The organism is Nocardioides caldifontis, from assembly GCF_008087345.1.
In the GTDB taxonomy this organism is placed as follows: Bacteria; Actinomycetota; Actinomycetes; order Propionibacteriales; family Nocardioidaceae; genus Marmoricola_A; species Marmoricola_A caldifontis.
In genome coordinates this window covers 14,405-31,147 of sequence record NZ_VHIB01000014.1, presented here as the reverse complement: position 1 = coordinate 31,147, position 16,743 = coordinate 14,405, and the positions used below count along the sequence as shown (strand labels likewise).

Below are 16,743 nucleotides of genomic sequence, written 5' to 3'. Positions count from 1 at the left end.
TGTGGCGGGGCGGGACGCGGCGAGCACCTGCTGCACGTGACCACCATGCCGAGTCTCGTCCCTCTCATCGGCCCGGACTTCGGTGCTGTTGCGGGTTCCGGTCAGCTGCGCCGGGTCGTTGGCGCCTTGCTGACCTACGGACTGATCGTGGCGGCACTGATGCTCATCACCTGCGTCGTCGCCTGGGCCCTTGCCTCTGCCGGCGGCAGTTGGCACACCGCCACCAAGGCCAAGACGGGTGTGTTCGTCGCGCTCGGTGGTGCGGTCATGACGGGCGGCGCGCTCGCGTGGGCCGACTGGCTGCTCGGCGTCGGTGCCTCCCTGTAGCGGATCACCAAGACCGTCACTCAGAAGTCACTAGGAGGCTGCATGCCCACGATGCTCGGCTCGATCGTCTCGGCAGGGCTCCTGCCTCTCGACATCAACATCAACCCGAACTCTGACGGCCTCCCCGGCATCGGGCAGCTCAAGTCCGTCGTCGGAGCTTCCATGACCATCGGGCTCATCCTCGCCGTCCTGGCCCTGATCGTCTCCGCCATCGTGTGGGCGATGGGGGCCAACTCGTCGAACCCACACCTGGCGGGGCGCGGCAAGTTCGGCGTCCTCGTCGCGCTGGGTGCCGCCATCATCTGCGGTGCGTCGGTCACCCTCGTGAACTTCTTCTGGAACGTCGGCCAGTCCGTCTGACAGACCGCATTGGAGGGAGGGCACCAGCGATGGTGGATGTGTGCGACGTGCCGGTCATCTCCGGCGTCTGCGACACGGCCGGCGAGGCGGCCGGCAGTCTGGTCACGGCGCCGTTCGACTGGCTGGCGCAGGCCATGGGAGGGGCGGCGCAGTGGATGTTCGAGTCGGTGTGGGCCGTCTTTGACTCCACCACCGCCGTTGACGTCACCAGTGGCGAGTTCAGGGAGGTCTACAGCATCCTGTTCGGCGTCGCGGTCTGCGTGATGCTCGGGTTCTTCATGCTCCAGGTCATCGGGGGGATGGTTCGCCGGGAACCGGCCGCGTTGACCCGAGCGGCCCTGGGTCTCGCGAAGTCAGTGTTGGGTTCCTGTGTCGCGCTGACGCTTCTCGCGGCCGCGCTGGAGGTGACCGACCGACTGTGCATCGGGATCGTCCACGCAGCCGGAACCAACATGAACGAGATGGGCGGTCGCATCGCTCTGCTCGCCGCCGGGTTGAGCTCACTCAACGTCGCTGCGCCAGGGGCCGGCGCGGTCATCACCATCTTCGTCGCCGGCCTCGCGATCGGAGCGGCAACACTGGTGTGGATCAGCCTGCTCATCCGCAAGGCGCTGCTCCTCATCGCGATCGTGTTCGCTCCGATCGCTCTTGCCGGCGCCAGCTGGGATCACACTCGAGGCTGGGTGAGCAAATGGGCCAGCTTCGTCCTGGCGCTGATCCTGTCGAAGGTCGTCATCGTCGTGATCTTCCTGCTGGCAACCGCCCAGGTCTCAGCGCCGATCGACGCCGACCTGAAATCAGTCAGCGAGCCGATCGCGGGCGTGGTGCTGATGCTCATCGCAGGGTTCGCCCCCTACATCGCCTACAAGGCGATCAACTTTATGGGCTTCGACATGTACCACGCGATGTCGGCCGAGCAGGAGGCGAAGGCCGCGGTGAATCGGCCGATGCCGATCCCCATCACGCGGCTCGGTGGCAGCGAGCCGCCCAAGGTGCTCGGGGGCGGCACACCAGGTGGAACGGCCAGTACCGGCCAGGGACCTGTCTCCTCTCCGCCGATGTCAGCGGGCGGGGGCGGTGGCGCCGGTACAGCGGGTGCGTCGGCCGGCGGCGCTGCCGCGGCAGGCGGTATCGCTGCAGGGGCGGTCGTCGCGAGGGAGGCTGCATCCGCGGGGCCCCGGGTGGGAACGTTCGTCGGCTCAGCAGCGACCGGTCACAGTGACACCGCCGGCGAGGTTCAGCCTGCACCCACACCGCTTCCAGGGGTCGCTGACCCGACACCCGCAGCCCCGGGCGGCAGCGCCAACGGGACGGAATTCACGCGATGACCCAGCCGACATCCCCGGTCGCGGATCTCGGACCGACGCCCGTCAAGTTCTCGCGCCTCGCCCGTCGTGGGGTGATCCTCGGCCTCTCCGCATCCCAGCTGGTGGTCGCGGGGATCGGAGCCGGAGCGTTGGTGCTCGCCCTGTACGCCGGCGGCTCCATGCTGCTGGTTGCCGTTCCGTCAATGCTGGCGTGCGTAGCGCTCGGCTGGGTGCGTGTCGGCGCCCGGAAGCTGATCGAGTGGCTTCCGATCGCCCTCCGTTGGTGCTGGCGCTCGACCGGCGGACAGCTGGTGTTTCGGCGGCGGATCGCGAAGCCGAGGCCCGCGGGCACCCTCGCGCTCCCCGGCGATGCCGCGCGGTTACGGCAGTGGCTCGACCCGGAGACGGGCGCGGTCATGATCCACGACCCTCACCAAGCGACACTGACGGCGGTCGTGGGCGTCGCCCACCCCGCGTTCGTCCTGCTCGACCCCGGCGAGCAGGAACGCCGGGTGGTCGGCTGGAGCCGGGTCCTGGCCACCGCATGTCGCTCCGGCCGGATCGCCTCCCTGCAGGTCATGGAGCGGACCCTTCCCGAGTCGGGCCGGGGCTTGGCGGAGTGGTGGTCCCACCACGGGCGAGATGACGGCACGTGGGCGTCCTCGACGTACGGCGAGCTCATCAAGCGCGCCGGCCCCGCCGGCGAACGGCACGCCAGCACCGTCTCGCTGTCCCTCGACATGCGCTGCGCCTCCCGCGCGATCCGGGCAGCGGGAGGCGGCATCCGTGGCGCGGCCGCCGTCCTCCGTCAGGAGATGTCGACCCTCATCGCCGCGCTCCGATCCGCAGACCTCTCGCCGAGCGGGTGGCTCGAACCGGGCGATCTCGCGCTGATCCTGCGCACCGCGTACGACCCCGCCGTTGCCGGCGCACTCGAACGCCACGGCGACCTCGGCCGCGACCTGGCGACCGCCGGACCCGTCGCAGTCAGCGAGAGCTGGAGTCGCGTGCGCAGCGACTCCGCCTACCACTGCGTGCTCTGGGTCAGCGAGTGGCCACGGTCGCTCGTCTTTCCCGGATTCCTCGGCCCCGTACTGCTCTCTTCGGGCGTACACCGAACGTTCTCACTCCTTTACACGCCAGTTCGCGCCGACCAAGCTGCCCGCGACATCCGCAGGAAGAAGACCGAGTACGTCTCCGACGCCGCGCAGCGACAGCGGATCGGGCAGATCGAGGACGCCCGGCAGTCGGCCGAGTTCAACGACGTACTCCAGCAAGAGGCCGACCTCACCGCCGGCCACGGCATCCTCCGCGCCACTGGCCTTATCGCGATCAGCGCCCGGGATCCCGCCGAGCTCGAACGGGCGGTCTCCTCCCTCGAGCAGGCGGCGATCCAGGCCTCCTGCGAGACGCGGCGGCTGTGGGGCCAGCAGGCCCAGGCGTTCTGCGCGGCCGCCCTCCCGCTCTGCCGACCACTCTGACCCGAACCGGCTTCTCGTCGCCTCGCGCGCACCTGACTCAGAAGTCAGCGCGAGGAGGATCCGATGCCCACCTTCGAGAAACCGTCGGTCGATGCAGATGAGGCACAGCAGGCGTTACGAGGACTCGCGCATGCGACCCGGTCGATCAAGGACCCGCAGCAGCTCTACCCAACACTCGGGTCAGTGGCCGCGGCGGCAGCCTCGATGAGCCAGTCGCTCCACCAGTTGGCGTCCTTTCACGACGGCCCGGCGCGGCGGACCGGCTGGGCGCCCGGCGATTCAGCCGGCGACTCGGCCGGTGCCCGCGCAGCGTCCTACCGGGTCTCATGGGAACTGCATCGCGCGGGCGAGATCCTTCGGTACGTTTCCGAGGCGATCAGCCACGCCCAGGAGGCGGAGGCCACCCTCGTCTACCACCGGGAGCTGCCCGACCCAGGCCCAGTGACGGGCCGCGCGGCCGTGAACGGAATCGACCTGTGAGCGAAAGAGACGTGACTCGACTCCACAGCTCCGTCCTGGTCACGCCGGGCCGCGAGAGGCGACGTGACCGCAAGGCGCGCAAGGCCGCTGCCGCCGCGCTGCTCGCCGATGATCGAACCGCCCGCCGGGCGGCTGCACGAGCGAAGGCAGCAGAGCTTGCCGCGGAACGACGGGCGACCGTTGTCCTGCCGAAGTCCGGCGAGACGGGACTGGCTGCCCTGCGAACGCCCGGACGGCTGCGACTCCCCCGCCATCAGGACACCTCCGCGACTCTCGCCGGCGCCTACCCCTTCCTGGCGGAGGGCGGACTCGGCGCCGACGGGGTCTTCGTCGGTCAGGACCTCTACAGCGGGAGCTCGTTCGTCTACGACCCGTGGGTCCTGTACACACGCGGTCTGATCACCGCCCCGAACGTGGTGCTCGCCGGCATCGTCGGCTCCGGCAAGTCTGCGCTGGCGAAGAGCCTCTACACGCGCTCGATCCCGTTCGGCCGACGCGTCTACGTCCCTGGCGACCCCAAAGGCGAGCACACCGCCGTCGCCGAAGCCGTGGGCGGGAAGGCAATCGCGCTGGGACACGGCATGGCGGCCCGGCTCAACCCGCTGGACGGGGGCCTGCGGCCAGGAGGCGTCGACGACACCCAGTGGGAAGCACAGGTGACCGCCCGCCGCCGTGACCTTGTCGGCGCACTCACCGAGACCGTCCTCGACCGAGGGCTCACCCCGCTCGAGCACACCGCGGTCGACGTCGCCGTCGCCCATACCCTTCGGACCAGCGAGACCCCGGTGCTGCCGTTGGTGGTCGACCGCCTCCTCTCCCCCGACCTCATCGACGACCCGGACGGCCGACTCACCGACGACGGCCGCCTCGTCGGTCACGCACTTCGGCGCTTGGTAGCCGGTGACCTAGCCGGACTCTTCGACGGCCCCAGCACCGTGCGCTTCGATCCAGCATTGCCGATGATCTCCCTCGACCTCTCCCGCGTGACGGAGAACGCCACCCTGATCTCGGTCCTGATGACCTGCGCATCAGCGTGGATGGAGTCAGCCCTCCTCGACCCCTCCGGCGGCCAGCGGTGGGTGGTCTACGACGAGGCGTGGCGGCTGATGTCACACCCGGCACTGCTGCGGCGCATGGATGCCCACTGGCGCCTCGCACGGCACTACGGCATCGCCAACATGCTGATCTTCCACAAGCTCTCCGACCTCGAGAACGTCGGGGACCAGGGTTCGGCCATGCGCGCCCTCGCCTCGTCGCTGCTCGCGAACGCCGAGACCCGCATCGTCTACCGCCAGGAGTCCGACCAGCTCGGCTCGACTGCCTCAGCGCTGGGACTGACCCGTACCGAGCAGCAACTGCTTCCGACGCTCGGCACCGGCCAGGGGCTGTGGCGGCTCAAGAACCGCTCGTTCGTCGTCCAGCACCAGCTTCACCCCGCCGAGCTCGACCTCTTCGACACCACCGGGCGCATGACCGGCGCTGGCTAGAAGCTCCAACACATTTTGACGGTCTGGCCCGGAACCTGAGCACGTTCGCGATCGGCCTAGCGCATAGTCGCTTAGGGTGACACGAACTCTCGGACTCGCGGACGTGCTTCGGCGAAGGCCCGCGTCCCGGTTACGACGTCCGGGCGGGTCTTGCGAGACGCCGAGCGGATAGCCCGGTTTCCAGACCTGCACTTGTTCGCTCTCGCTGCTCACTTGGGGCGGGCGCGATTGGGCGGAGGTCCCGGTCGAGGCCGCGTACATAGGGTCCGCGCGAGAGGGGGTCCATTTGCGGTCCTGGGCGCTATCGCGTCCACTCCGATACGTGATCGCCGAACGACACGCCCTCGAGGGACTTTACCTGGATGCGACGGGCCCCGAGCAACTGGTGCGTCAGCGTGGCGAACAACCAGGCCTTGTACGCCGAGACCGTCCAGCCGGTTCCCTCGACGAGACCGGTGTAAGTGTCGTGGCCGAAGAGCACGACCACCAAGTCTGTGCCGCGCTCCACATCGAGCCCGGGACGGAGCCCGCCGAGTTCGGCCAGTCGCGTGACCAGGGCGTGCTGGCCGGCACGTCGGCCGGCGGTGACCCGAGTCCAGTACTCACCGATAGTGGGGTCGGCTGCGGCTGCCGCGTTCATAGCCGGCCAGAGCGGGGCTGCGCGCTCGAAGATGGCCGTTCCGTGTTCGATCGCCAAGGCGAGGGCTCGCTGCGGTGACGGACTGGTCATCGCCTCGCGTATCCACGCGCGCTGAGCCACCGGAGGGGCCGACTCGGCGCCGGCGGCGGTCACCTCCATCACCTCGCAGAGCAGTGCCCCCTTGGTGCGGAAGGTGTAGTAGACCGTCTGCACCGCGACTCCGGCTTCCGAAGCGATCTCGTCCATCGTCGTGGCGGCGTAGCCCTGCCTCACGAACAGCTCCCGGGCGCTGTCGCGCATCCGTTTCCTGGTTCCCCGTGCTCGCTCGGCGCGGGACGGGGTCTTGACGCCGGCCATGCCGCGGATTCTACTAGAGGCAGCACTAGTTGAATCTCTAGTCAGGCGTCCCGTGGCAGTCCTCAAGAACTCGGTTGTGATCGGGTGCACGGCCGAGGATGCCTTCGACTATCTGTCCGACCACCGCTCCGAGTTGGAGTGGAACCCTGCCTGCCGGGAGATGGAGAAGCTCACCGAGGGTCCGGTCGGCATTGGTACGAAGTACCGCGCCAAGTGGAGTAACAGCCCGTATGTGGAGCTGGAGACGGTGGCCTATGACCGGCCGCGCACCTGGACCATGCACAACGGTGGCCCGATCGAGGTGAGGTTCACGTGCACCCTCGAACCAGTGGCGGAGGGCACTCGGCTCACGAGTGACTTCGCGCCGACCCCCCACGGCTGGTTCCGACTGGTGTTTCCCGCGTTCTTGAGGGTCATGCGGCGACAGGAGAAGCGCAACATGGACTTGATCAAGAGCGCCTTGGAGCGCCGCGTCCAAGCGGGACCAGCCTGACGATCCGGCTCGCGGGGGGCGTCGGCGCTGCTTTCGGGCGTGGGGTTGGGGACTCACGGCGTGTTCGCGTCCGACACTTCGCCTCGACCGGCCAGGTCTGGAAGTCATGGGCTCACCCTCATGGTCTGCGGCCGATCCGAGTTGCGATGCGCGGCGCGGCTCACCTTGACCGCCGATTCCTTCCTGGCGTCGCGGCAGTCGTCCGACGGCGCGAACCGGAGTGCTCCGGCCACGCCAGAGCCACCAGCGCGACTCTCGCGATCCCGAACAGCCAGGGAACGGGGAGGGCGAAACCGATCCAGAAGACTGCCTCCACCGGGAGCAGTCCCAGGTTGAGCACCGCGCCGGGCTTAGGCATCCTCCACAGCAGCCAACCCGACAAGACCGCGGCCAGCACAACACTGGCGTACGCCAGAAGCAGCGCGATCACACGGTCGTTCAAGAACCGCGCGGACCAGGGACCGGCGTACATGTCGAACAGGCCCACAGCGAAGGGAGCCTGCGCTTCTCGGCGAGGAAGATCGCGACAAGCACGGCCGGCGCGCCGAACATGGCGGCATATGCCCAGGTCACCAACGCTGCCGTCCGTGGTCGGTTCATCGAGGTTCTTCCCTCGATCGCTGCTCATCTGCGCGCGTAGACGCCTGGGGCGCCGAAGCCTCGCATATCGGTTGCCGTGAGCGCGGTACGGCCGCCGAGGGGCGCACCGAGTTACTCGTCACTGCAGTGGCTCCCGTCCCAGGCCCTCCTGGATCATCGCTAGCCCGAGGGCCATGACGGCGAGCGCATACATCCCAACGGCGACCGGGAGCGCCGGCGTGAACTGCAGCGGCACCATCGCGACCATCCAGACTCCTAAGACAAGCGCCGAATAGCGGCGCCAGCCCGACCAGACTCCCGACCGCAGTGCGGCTGTGCCAGCCATGATCAGACCCACCGCGGTGACCAGCGTGCCGACGCCGAAACACGACAGCGCGGCGACGGAGACTGGGTCTTCGAGAGCCCTGTCGTACGCGAGCAGCGACAGCGCGTGGGCGACGACGTACAGCGAGGCGCCTGCAACGGCGAGCCGCCCTCCGACGCGGCCGGCCGCTGTGGGCGCGGCGCCGCTGCGCGCGAACGCGATGAGGCCGACCACGATCAGCACCTGGGTGATCCCCCAAATCAGTGACGTGGTGATCGCGGTGGCGCCCGCCCACGGGTAGGACAACTGCTCGTCGGAGATCGGCGAGGCGTTGCGGTGGGCCGCGGTGATGAGGGCGCCGTCGCCCTGCACGGCGCCGGCGATGATGGTGAGCAAGCCTGGTGCCAGGGCGGCGCGCAGGTTGGGGCGCAGGTCGGGGCTGAACGATTGAGTCGTGGAGGTCGGCTGCACGGAGTGGGTCGTCATGGTGGTCCTCCTGGGACGGCACTGTTGGGTGCTGTCGACGTTAGGAAGACCCGCCCCGGGTGCACATGAGGGGAACCACTCAAGAGTGCGACCCTCGAGACGGCGACAGTCCAGCATCGCGCGCCCTACCGTGGTGCGCGTGGACGACGATCTTTCCGACCAGCTCGGCCGGGCTCGTGAGCAATACGCCGCGGGCGCCGTGGCAGACGCCGTGCGCAGCTGCGTTGCCGTTGTCGAGGGCTGCACCGAGAACACCGACCCGGCGCTGATTGCGGCTGCGGCCACGTTGGTCCGCCGGCCAGTCGATCCCCTCCTACGCGCGCGAATGCACGCGTTGGCCAGCGACGCGCTCGCACTATTGAACCGCTCGGGGCCCGCAGGCCGGGAGGCGGCAGCACCGGTGCTGGCCCAGGTCGAGGCGACCCGCGACGTGTTCCGCGGAAGCGACCTAGCCGACGTCGACGGCGAGACCGATGCGGAGATCGAGTTCGCCGAGATCCAGGCGCGCGTCGCCGCCCTGCAAGACCCACTGCTCGCGCACGACCGGCTAGCGTTCGCACGCCGCGCGGTTGCGCTGGGCCTTACCGTCGGCGACCGGGAGATGCAGGCTTGGGGCCGGCTGTGGTCGATGGACGTTCACGCCGCCAACGGTCGACGCGTGGAGCTCTTGGGTGAGCTAGCAGCGCTGACTGTGCTCGCCGAGCAGTTGGGTCCGGCATGGCAGTCGCGGGTGCTCCTGGTGCGCGCCTCACAGGCACTCTTAGATGGCCGGTTCGACGACGTCGTACCCCTTGCCGAGGACGCTGCCGGAATCGGCGGAGAGCACAGCGACGCGGCGTTCCTGCGGCTCCCGTTCGCGTTCGAGGCCGCGCGTCACCAGGGCACTGCGAAGCCTCTGCTCGAGGCGGTGCGCGAGGAGGTCGAGCACCTCCCCTTCGTCGCACGCACCTGGCTGTGTGTGGCGCTTAAGAGTGCGGGCCTCCGCGCGGACGCTGCCGACGAGTGGCGAGCGCTCGCGGGTCATGTCGCGGCTGTGCCAGTGGAGGCGCCGGAGTTCTTGATGGCGATCGCAGACGGCGCAGATGTCTGCGCCTGGCTGGGTGACGAGGCCACCGCGGCGAAGCTGTACGCCACCCTCCTGCCTTACGAGCACCAGCACGTCATCGCTCACGCCCATGCGCCTTACCAAGGCCCCGTCGGCCTGGCTCTCGGCCGCCTGGCTCGAGTGCTCGGCAACCTCACGGGGGCGGAGGGCCATCTGCGGTCCACGTTGGCGAGTACCGAGCAAGTCCACGCCCTCCCGTCAAAGGCGTACGTGCTCGCCGAGCTCGCCGCCGTCGAGCCGACCCGCTCGCGCGCCCGCCGCGAGCACGCCCACGGCGCCCTCGAGCTGGCGCGGCGACTCGGCATGGCGCCGCTGGTCGACCAGCTCGACGCGCTGCTCGGGTCAGGCGAGGGAGACCCGGTGCTCACCCCTCGCGAGGCCGAGGTGACGGCGCTGGTCGCGCAGGGCATGAGCAATGCCGCGATCGCTCGGCAGTTCACCTTGTCGGAGCGCACCGTCGAGAACCACATCAGCAGGATCCTGTCAAAGCTCGGCCTGACCTCGCGCACCGCACTGGCTCTCTGGCACGAGCGGCGCTGACGACCACCCTCCCCCTGAGTGAGACAGACGTCAGCGGCGGGACCAGCGCGTGAGCAGCGCAGCGTGCCTGCGCATCCTGCCCCGGGCTGAAGCGCGGAACACCGCACGAGGAACCATTAGCGACACGAGTGCCACGGGGCTCCGCGTCGGCGTCGCCGATCCCGAGAGCGGATCCTGCACTAGCGTGCTCCGCGAGCCGAACCCATCGACTTCAACGGGGGCCATGGGCCTGACGGCCTGATGCGTACCGAGCAGCAACTGCTTCCGACGCTCGGCACCGGCCAAGGGCTGTGGCGGATCTAGAACCGCTCGTTCGTCGTCCAGCACCAGCTGCACCCCGCCGAGCTCGCCCTCTTCGACACCACCGGGCGGATGACCGGCGCTCTTTAGAAGTTCGCGCGAATATTGACGGTTTAGCGACGAACCTGAGCGTCCAAGCCAGTCCTTGATCGGGCGCGGACCCTCAGGTTCAGTGAGCAGTGGGCGCGATGGGTGTTGCGTGCTTTCTGGTCCCGTGGCCCGGACTAGCGGTGGCCGATCGGCAGCACCCAACGGAAGGCGCTCAGCAAGGGCTGGCGGCACCAGCACGCCGCCGAGCAATGGCACCGTTGAAAGCCCGCCGCTTCGGCGGCCCGACTCCCCAGCGCCGCAGCAAGGTAGAGCGTGACCGGCATGATGATGCGGCGCCTCATGCCGGTGAACCTACCTCTGGGCCCACGGCATCCTTGCGTGGTCGTGAGGCAGGCGGCTGGGCGATGATGTGGCAGATCGCCTCGTGGGAGCAGTCGGCCGGGTCGAGCCGACCGCTGAGGCTGATCAACTGGCCGAGCTCCGCTTCGAGGGTGGCCAGCTCGCGTTGCCGCTGCTGCACGTCGAGCAACTTGGCGGCGAGCAGCTCGTCCACGTGTCCGCACGGAGCGGCGCCTTCGCGGCGCAGGTCGAGGATCGTGCCGATCTCGACCAGGGTGAGGCCGGCGGCTTGGGCGTTGCGGATGAAAGCGAGCGTGGTGAGTGTCGAGTCGTCGTACTCGCGGTAGCCGTTGGGGCCTCGATGCGGTTGCGGCAGCAGTCCCCTGCGCTCGTAAAAGCGGATGGTGGCGGTCGGGACCCCGACCGCCTCGGCGACTTCTCCGATGCGCACGATCTCACTTTACCGCTTGACCTTGCACCGCGGTTCAAGGTTTAGCGTCTGGGCATGGACATCACGCTGCTCTACTTCGAGGACTGCCCGAACTGGAAGGTCGCGGACGAGCGCCTGGCCGTGATCGCAGCCGAGCGCGGCGACGTGACGGTGACTCGCCGACTGGTTGAGACCCCAGAGGACGCCGAGCGCCTCGGGTTCCTGGGCTCACCCAGCATCCAAATCGACGGCGTCGACATGTTCGCCGAGCCCGGCGCACACGTCGGGCTGGCCTGTCGGAGATACGCGGTCCCCGGTGGCCACGAAGGCGCACCGACACTCGACCAGCTCCGCGGGGCGCTCGCCGATGCGTGACGGGGTGGGCGCTGTCGGACCAGTGGCCGCCGTCGTCGGCGCAGTCGGCATCTGTTGCGGACTGCCGGTGCTGCTGTCGCTGGGGGTGCTCGGTGCGGTGGCCGGCATGTCCCTCCAGAGCTGGGCCCTGATCGGGGGCGGCCTCGTGCTCGTCGTCCTCGGGTGGGTGACGCGGGTGCCACGCCGGAGATGTCCCGAGTCAGACGTCAACGAGACCGCCAACAACACGTTGAAGGAGAACCGCCGATGAGCGAAAGCTATGACTTGATCGTCCTTGGCGCCGGGATGGCCGGTGTGGCGTCTGCGAACAAGTGCGCCAGCCAGGGCTGGCGCGTCGCGATCGTCGACCCGCTGCCCTACGGCGGCACGTGCGCGCTGCGGGGGTGCGACCCGAAGAAGATCCTTCGCCGCGGCGCGGAGATCATCGACAGCGCCCGCCTGATGGAGGGCAAGGGCATCGACGCGGGCGGCCTGTCGATCAATTGGGGCGACCTGATGAAGCACAAGCACGGATTCACCGACCCGGTGCCGGAGAACATGGAGGCCGGTCTGAACCGCAACGGCGTCGAGACGCTCCACGGCCCGGCGCGTTTCACCTCTGAGCGACAGGTCGACGTCGGCGGCACCCGCTACGACTCCGACCGCTTCCTGATCGCCACCGGCGCCAGGCCCCGCCCTTTGGATTTCCCGGGACACGAGCACCTGATCGACAGCACCGGCTTCCTCGACCTGGACGACCTTCCGTCACGGATCCTGTTCGTGGGAGGCGGCTTCATCTCCTTCGAGTTCGCCCACATCGCCGCCCGCGCCGGCGCGTCACCGGTCATCGTGGACCGCGGCGAACGACCCTTGAAGGGATTCGACCCCGACCTCGTCGAGATGCTGGTCGCCCGTGGCGCCGAGATCGGCGTCGAGCTGCGACGCTTGGCCGAAGTCGTGGCTGTCGAGCCGAACGGCCGTGGCTACATCGTCACCCTGGACCGGGCCGGAGTCCGCGAGAGCATCGAGACCGACCTCGTCGTCCACGGCGCGGGTCGTGTTGCGGACCTGAGCGGCCTTGCCCTCGACGCCGCCGGGGTGGAATGGGGCGAGCGTGGCCTGAGCGTCTCCGATCACCTCCAGAGCACCACGAACCCGGCCGTGTGGGCTGCCGGTGACTCCGCGGACACCGAGGGGATGCCGCTGACGCCGGTGGCGGTCATCGAGGCCAAGGTCGCCGCCTCCAACCTGCTCAAGGGCACCACGACGGCCCCCAACTACAGCGGCATCCCTACGGCGGTGTTCACGATTCCCGAGCTCGCCGGTGTCGGCATGCTGGAAGCGGAGGCTCGCGAGCAAGGCATCGACCTGACCGTCCGTCGTAGCGACACCAGCGGCTGGTACTCCAACTACCGCGTCGGCGAGACCACCGCGGCCGCGAAGGTCCTCATCGACCGGTCCACTGACCGGGTCGTGGGCGCCCATCTGCTGGGACCCGAGTACGGCGATCTCATCAACACCTTCGGCCTAGCCATCACGCTCGGGCTCACGACCCGTCAACTCAAGTCGACGACGGCCGCGTACCCGACCGTGGGGTCCGACCTGGGGTCCATGCTCTGAGAGCATCGCTCCGGCCCAGGCACCAACGTAGGCCTTGTAGTGCCACGCTCCGGGCGACGATCCGGCTCAAGTAGTCGCGTTCCGGGTGACGACGGGCAAGTGCTGTAGCCCCTGTCCGTAGGCGAATCGGCTTGCGGATTCCATCGCCCGAGCCGCAAGCCCCTCAATCTCGTTGATTTTTTGGGGGGACGCTGGTTGACCTGCGCAAACGCTGGGCGATGTGTGGCGTCCCCCCGCGACCTGGGGCGTTGGGGGGACGGATGCGGGGACGCTGAGGCGCCACGCTTCGGCCCGTGACTGAAGCCAGCCGCTGTGCAGTGTCCGAATCGTGCGCGTCATGGTTGCTTATCCGTGGTGTGCGGATGTTGCGAGGACTCTCGACTGGTGCCGCGTGGCTTCCGAGGACGTGGTCATCGCGGGGTGTCCTGCTGGTCCACGTCTCTCAGGTCCGGATGCGCGACGGTCTTGAGGTAACGGGTGGCGCCTTCGACGCTGAGTCCGAAGAGATCGTATATGCGGCGGACGTCGCCGCCGGTGGCGTGGATCTCGTGAAGGATGCGGTCCTCGCGCAGCGCCCGCGGGCGTACGGCGCTGTCCTTCCAGGGAAAGGACGGGCCGCTGGGGACGAGCCGCGGCGCGGTGCGCCGGTTGATGAGCAGGTACGGGTTCGCCGTGGCCGGCCAGGTCCGGTTGCGGTGGTCGAGCCAGGCACTGAGCCGCGTCCGCACGGGGACTGCGAGGGGGATGTCGCGACCGTCGAGGTGGAGACGGCCGTCGACGATGTCGGTCAGCTGGAGTTCGCGAACCTGCTTGCCGGTCAGGCCGTGGAAGGCCACCAGGGCCACGGCGAGCGCGACGGCCGGGTTCAGCGAGTCCAGCTCGGCCCGGATCAGCGCGGGGTCCAGCGGCATCGGAAGATTCGTCGGCACGCGGGTCAGGTCGATGCCGCGCATGGGGTTGGTGAAGACGAGTCGGCGGCCCTTGAGGATCTTGAACAGCGACTTCAGGCCGTTCTCCGCGAAGTGGCGTCGGCTGGTGTCGGCGGGCAGGGCCGCGAGGGCGGTCAGGATGTCGTCCTGGCTGATCTCGGCGAACGACTGGCGCCCGGCTTCGACCCACGTCTGCACGACGGGTGCGAGTCCTTGGATGTGGATCTCGACGGTCTCGGGTTCGCGGGGCAACTGGCGAGGTGCTTGTCGGGATCCGCCGAGCATGATCTGAAGCCACAACTGGAGGTGCTCGCGAATGGCGTCCGGGAGGGCTCCGGACTCGATGAACTTGGCGTTGAAGTACCGCTCAACCCGGGTCGGGACATCGTCGATCAGAAGTCCGGCTTCCGCGAGGACGTCGAGGGTGGAGGTGATGGTGCCGTCGTAGCGGCGCAACGCCACGACGTCACGGGCGCGGACCTTCGCGGTGGGAGTAGGCCGCAGGATCTGGAGCAGCCTCAGGGACTGGATCACAGCATTGCGCTGCTTGACGCTCCAGCCATAGCGGCGGGCGTGATCGGCGACGATGGCCGCGCAGTACCGGGTCAGCTCGCTGTCCTCGACCAGGAGGCGTTGGCGCAGCACCTCAGGGTCGGGGTCCATGTCGAACAGGGTCAGCTGTTCGAGCGCGTGGTCGTCGAACCTGGTGCCCGTTTGGTAGGGCAGCTGGTTCTTGTTCTTCTTCGACCAGCGGCCGTCCCAGCGGACGTAGTCGGGCACCGGTGTCACGCGCCGCTTGAAGACCATGTTGGCGAAGAACAACTGTTGGCTGTCGTTGTTGGCGCTGGCCAGGTCGGGGGCACGGGCGGGCCCTTGCTCAAGGCGGGCATTCTCAAGGCAGAGACGACAGGCGTGGCGGTCGCTGACGTGACTGTCTCGGCCGCAGTAGGCGCAGGTGCCCTTCGGGTAGTGCGTCTGCCACCAGCGGCACGACCAGCAGGTCCAGTTGTGGCGTGGGTAGACACCCCAGGCCAGACACCCCTTGCAGGCGCCGATGTGCTCGGGGCTGCGGGGATGGCACCGGCTGCACAGCCCCTGACTGAAGTAGTCGGTGCGGGAGCGGCAGCGGTTGCACGGAGGCGCCGCGAACGGGCCGCCGGGCAGGCACTGATAGCAGAAATCGACCCTGGGGCTGGTCCACGCGACTCGCTTGGCCTGGCAGGCGTTGCACTTGGGCGGCAGCCGCAACGCCGCGTGGGGGCCGGGCGCGGGCATGCAGTGCTCGTCGATTCCGTCGTCGATGTCGGTGCGGACTACAGCGGTGGGGTCGAGCGCGGCTTGCCGAGCCGCGGTGTGACCGCCGGCGGCGTGCCACCGCTGCCGTTCGGATCGCCATTCCCGTTTCCGCCGTTGCCGTTGGCGGCGTCGGTGTTGCGGGGACGACGCGCAGCGACCTTGTCCGGCTCGGGTGTCATCAGGTCGTTCGGCGTGCACTCGAGCACAGCGCACAGCACGTCGAGCTCTTCGAGGCGCATCGTCGGCGGAGTCCCGGCCCACCACGACGACATCTTCCCCGCGGAGATCTCGAGCCCGGCATCTGCGAGCATCCGCCGCAGTTGCGCGGACTTCCAGATCCCTCGTTCGGCGGCACGGAGCCGCAGGCTCCACTGCATCTGGATCCTCTCCTTCGGTTCTTCGGTCGGGTCAGTTGTTGCGCATGCCCAGGCGGGCTTCGATGCGGTCGCTCGCGCTGTTCCACGCGCGTTCGATGTGGTCACTGCGGACGTGGAGGTAGCCCGACGTCGTCGCCAGCCACTGGTGGCCAAGGAGCTCTTGGAGCGCCTTGATGTCCATACCGGCCGCGTACAGCGACGAGGCGCAGTAGTGCCGCAGCACGTGTGGCGTCATCCGACCCGACCACGCCGGCAACCACTCGTCGACCTGGATTCCCAGGGCGGCGCAGCGCGTTCGCGCCGACACGTCCGCACCGATCCAGATCGCGGTCGAACCGCTCAGAGGGCAGCAGCGGCGCGTCCGGGTCGGCCCAGTCGTGGCCATACTGCGGGCGGACCTCGGCCAGCCACCAGTCGATCAGCTGGTTTGCGCCGTTGATCGCTGGCACCAGCCGTGGCTTGGGTCCGCGGCCGCGCGAGCCTTTGCCGTGGCGGACGTGGAGCTTGCCGAACTCACCCAGATCGGGACGCCAGTCGCGAATGTCGAGCATGACGGTCTCATTGATCCGCAGCCCGAGTCGGCGCCACAACGAAGCAGCAAAGTAGTCGCGGGCCGCCGGGAGGTACTTGCGTGCCTGCGCAACCGACCCGCGCCATGCGGTGAACAGGGAGTCGATTTCCTCATCGGATGGCGGCACCCGGACCTTGCCCAGCGATACCCCGGACTGGCGGTTGAACTCATCGATCGGCTGCTCGACCAAGACACCAGTCGCGCGACGGATCGTGCCCTCATAGCGGGCAATCACGAACTCGTAGAAGCCCGCCAGCGCGCCAGCCTTGCCCGCCCGGGTCGACACGCTGAGCCCCATCCGGCGCTGCTGTGCCAAGAACACGTCAGCGTCCGCACAGGTGGCCTCCCACAGCGGAGTCGACAGAGACCGGGCGAACTCGATGACGATCGCCCGCGTCCCGCCGATATGGCGGTCAGTCAAACCTGCCGCCGACATCGCCAGCGCGTACTGGTCAACCAGCTCCTGCTCAAAGTCCTGGATCGCCTGCGCACCTATAAGTGCCGGATCA

Annotated in this window: 18 protein-coding genes; 10 read left to right on the top strand and 8 right to left on the bottom strand. The window is 68.7% G+C overall.

Annotation, left to right across the window (positions count from 1 at the left end):
- The first annotated feature begins 45 nt into the window (after positions 1–45).
- From FIP57_RS19935 to FIP57_RS19910, 6 genes are all read left to right on the top strand, one after another.
- Positions 46–327 carry a DUF6112 family protein gene (locus FIP57_RS19935; protein WP_238993633.1) on the top strand — a complete coding sequence of 94 codons (282 nt, stop codon included), beginning with the start codon at positions 46–48 and terminating at the stop codon, positions 325–327.
- Positions 328–369: 42 nt separating this feature from the next.
- Entirely contained in the window at positions 370–687 is a 318-nt protein-coding gene (locus FIP57_RS19930; protein ID WP_148575313.1) for a DUF6112 family protein, read from the top strand.
- 47 nt (positions 688–734) lie between these two features.
- Complete coding sequence (locus tag FIP57_RS19925) at positions 735–2,015, top strand: TrbL/VirB6 family protein (protein ID WP_238993613.1); 1,281 nt, start codon at positions 735–737, stop codon at positions 2,013–2,015.
- Positions 2,012–3,475, top strand: a complete 1,464-nt coding sequence (locus FIP57_RS19920; RefSeq protein WP_148575312.1) for a PrgI family protein — start codon at positions 2,012–2,014, stop codon at positions 3,473–3,475. Before FIP57_RS19925 ends, FIP57_RS19920 begins: the two co-directional genes overlap by 4 nt.
- Positions 3,476–3,538: 63 nt before the next feature.
- On the top strand, positions 3,539–3,955 hold the full coding sequence (locus FIP57_RS19915) for a hypothetical protein (RefSeq protein WP_148575311.1): 417 nt from the start codon (positions 3,539–3,541) through the stop codon (positions 3,953–3,955).
- Between the two features lie 11 nt (positions 3,956–3,966).
- Entirely contained in the window at positions 3,967–5,442 is a 1,476-nt protein-coding gene (locus FIP57_RS19910; protein WP_238993612.1) for an ATP-binding protein, read from the top strand.
- Positions 5,443–5,743: 301 nt separating this feature from the next.
- Here FIP57_RS19910 and FIP57_RS19905 read toward each other — a convergent pair whose 3' ends face one another.
- Positions 5,744–6,439 carry a TetR/AcrR family transcriptional regulator gene (locus FIP57_RS19905; protein ID WP_148575309.1) on the bottom strand — a complete coding sequence of 232 codons (696 nt, stop codon included), beginning with the start codon at positions 6,437–6,439 and terminating at the stop codon, positions 5,744–5,746.
- 52 nt (positions 6,440–6,491) lie between these two features.
- Here FIP57_RS19905 and FIP57_RS19900 point away from each other — a divergent pair, with 52 nt between their 5' ends.
- Positions 6,492–6,932, top strand: coding sequence for an SRPBCC family protein (locus FIP57_RS19900; protein WP_162529884.1), 441 nt, complete (start codon positions 6,492–6,494; stop codon positions 6,930–6,932).
- 160 nt (positions 6,933–7,092) lie between these two features.
- Here FIP57_RS19900 and FIP57_RS19895 read toward each other — a convergent pair whose 3' ends face one another.
- Together FIP57_RS19895 and FIP57_RS19890 are read right to left on the bottom strand one after the other, a co-directional pair.
- Positions 7,093–7,419 carry a hypothetical protein gene (locus FIP57_RS19895; protein WP_148575307.1) on the bottom strand — a complete coding sequence of 109 codons (327 nt, stop codon included), beginning with the start codon at positions 7,417–7,419 and terminating at the stop codon, positions 7,093–7,095.
- Between the two features lie 231 nt (positions 7,420–7,650).
- On the bottom strand, positions 7,651–8,322 hold the full coding sequence (locus FIP57_RS19890; RefSeq protein WP_148575306.1) for a hypothetical protein: 672 nt from the start codon (positions 8,320–8,322) through the stop codon (positions 7,651–7,653).
- Positions 8,323–8,461: 139 nt separating this feature from the next.
- Between FIP57_RS19890 and FIP57_RS24170 the strand changes: the two genes are divergently transcribed.
- The gene (locus FIP57_RS24170; RefSeq protein ID WP_148575305.1) at positions 8,462–9,967 is read left to right on the top strand and encodes a helix-turn-helix domain-containing protein; all 1,506 of its coding nucleotides are present in this window, start codon (positions 8,462–8,464) and stop codon (positions 9,965–9,967) included.
- Positions 9,968–10,491: 524 nt separating this feature from the next.
- Here the strand turns inward: FIP57_RS24170 and FIP57_RS23395 are convergent.
- On the bottom strand, positions 10,492–10,659 hold the full coding sequence (locus FIP57_RS23395; RefSeq protein ID WP_162529883.1) for a hypothetical protein: 168 nt from the start codon (positions 10,657–10,659) through the stop codon (positions 10,492–10,494).
- Positions 10,656–11,108 carry a heavy metal-responsive transcriptional regulator gene (locus tag FIP57_RS19875; RefSeq protein WP_148575304.1) on the bottom strand — a complete coding sequence of 151 codons (453 nt, stop codon included), beginning with the start codon at positions 11,106–11,108 and terminating at the stop codon, positions 10,656–10,658. Before FIP57_RS19875 ends, FIP57_RS23395 begins: the two co-directional genes overlap by 4 nt.
- A 54-nt stretch (positions 11,109–11,162) precedes the next feature.
- On the opposite strand from FIP57_RS19875, the gene FIP57_RS19870 reads away from it, so the two are divergent.
- Both FIP57_RS19870 and FIP57_RS19865 read left to right on the top strand, forming a co-directional pair.
- Positions 11,163–11,462 carry a DF family (seleno)protein gene (locus FIP57_RS19870; protein WP_148575303.1) on the top strand — a complete coding sequence of 100 codons (300 nt, stop codon included), beginning with the start codon at positions 11,163–11,165 and terminating at the stop codon, positions 11,460–11,462.
- A gap of 162 nt (positions 11,463–11,624) precedes the next feature.
- Positions 11,625–13,061 (top strand): dihydrolipoyl dehydrogenase family protein, encoded by a 1,437-nt coding sequence (locus FIP57_RS19865; RefSeq protein ID WP_238993611.1) that lies wholly within the window; start codon positions 11,625–11,627, stop codon positions 13,059–13,061.
- A 410-nt stretch (positions 13,062–13,471) separates the two neighbouring features.
- On the opposite strand, the gene FIP57_RS19860 is transcribed toward FIP57_RS19865, so the two are convergent.
- From FIP57_RS19860 to FIP57_RS24165, 3 genes are read right to left on the bottom strand one after another with little or no spacing between them, the layout of a single operon-like run.
- On the bottom strand, positions 13,472–15,265 hold the full coding sequence (locus tag FIP57_RS19860) for a hypothetical protein (protein WP_148575302.1): 1,794 nt from the start codon (positions 15,263–15,265) through the stop codon (positions 13,472–13,474).
- A 38-nt stretch (positions 15,266–15,303) separates the two neighbouring features.
- Positions 15,304–15,663 (bottom strand): helix-turn-helix domain-containing protein, encoded by a 360-nt coding sequence (locus FIP57_RS19855; protein ID WP_148575301.1) that lies wholly within the window; start codon positions 15,661–15,663, stop codon positions 15,304–15,306.
- A 31-nt stretch (positions 15,664–15,694) separates the two neighbouring features.
- Positions 15,695–15,844: a hypothetical protein gene (locus FIP57_RS24165; RefSeq protein WP_238993610.1), complete on the bottom strand. Its 150-nt coding sequence runs from the start codon at positions 15,842–15,844 to the stop codon at positions 15,695–15,697.
- Positions 15,845–16,743 lie beyond the last annotated feature (899 nt).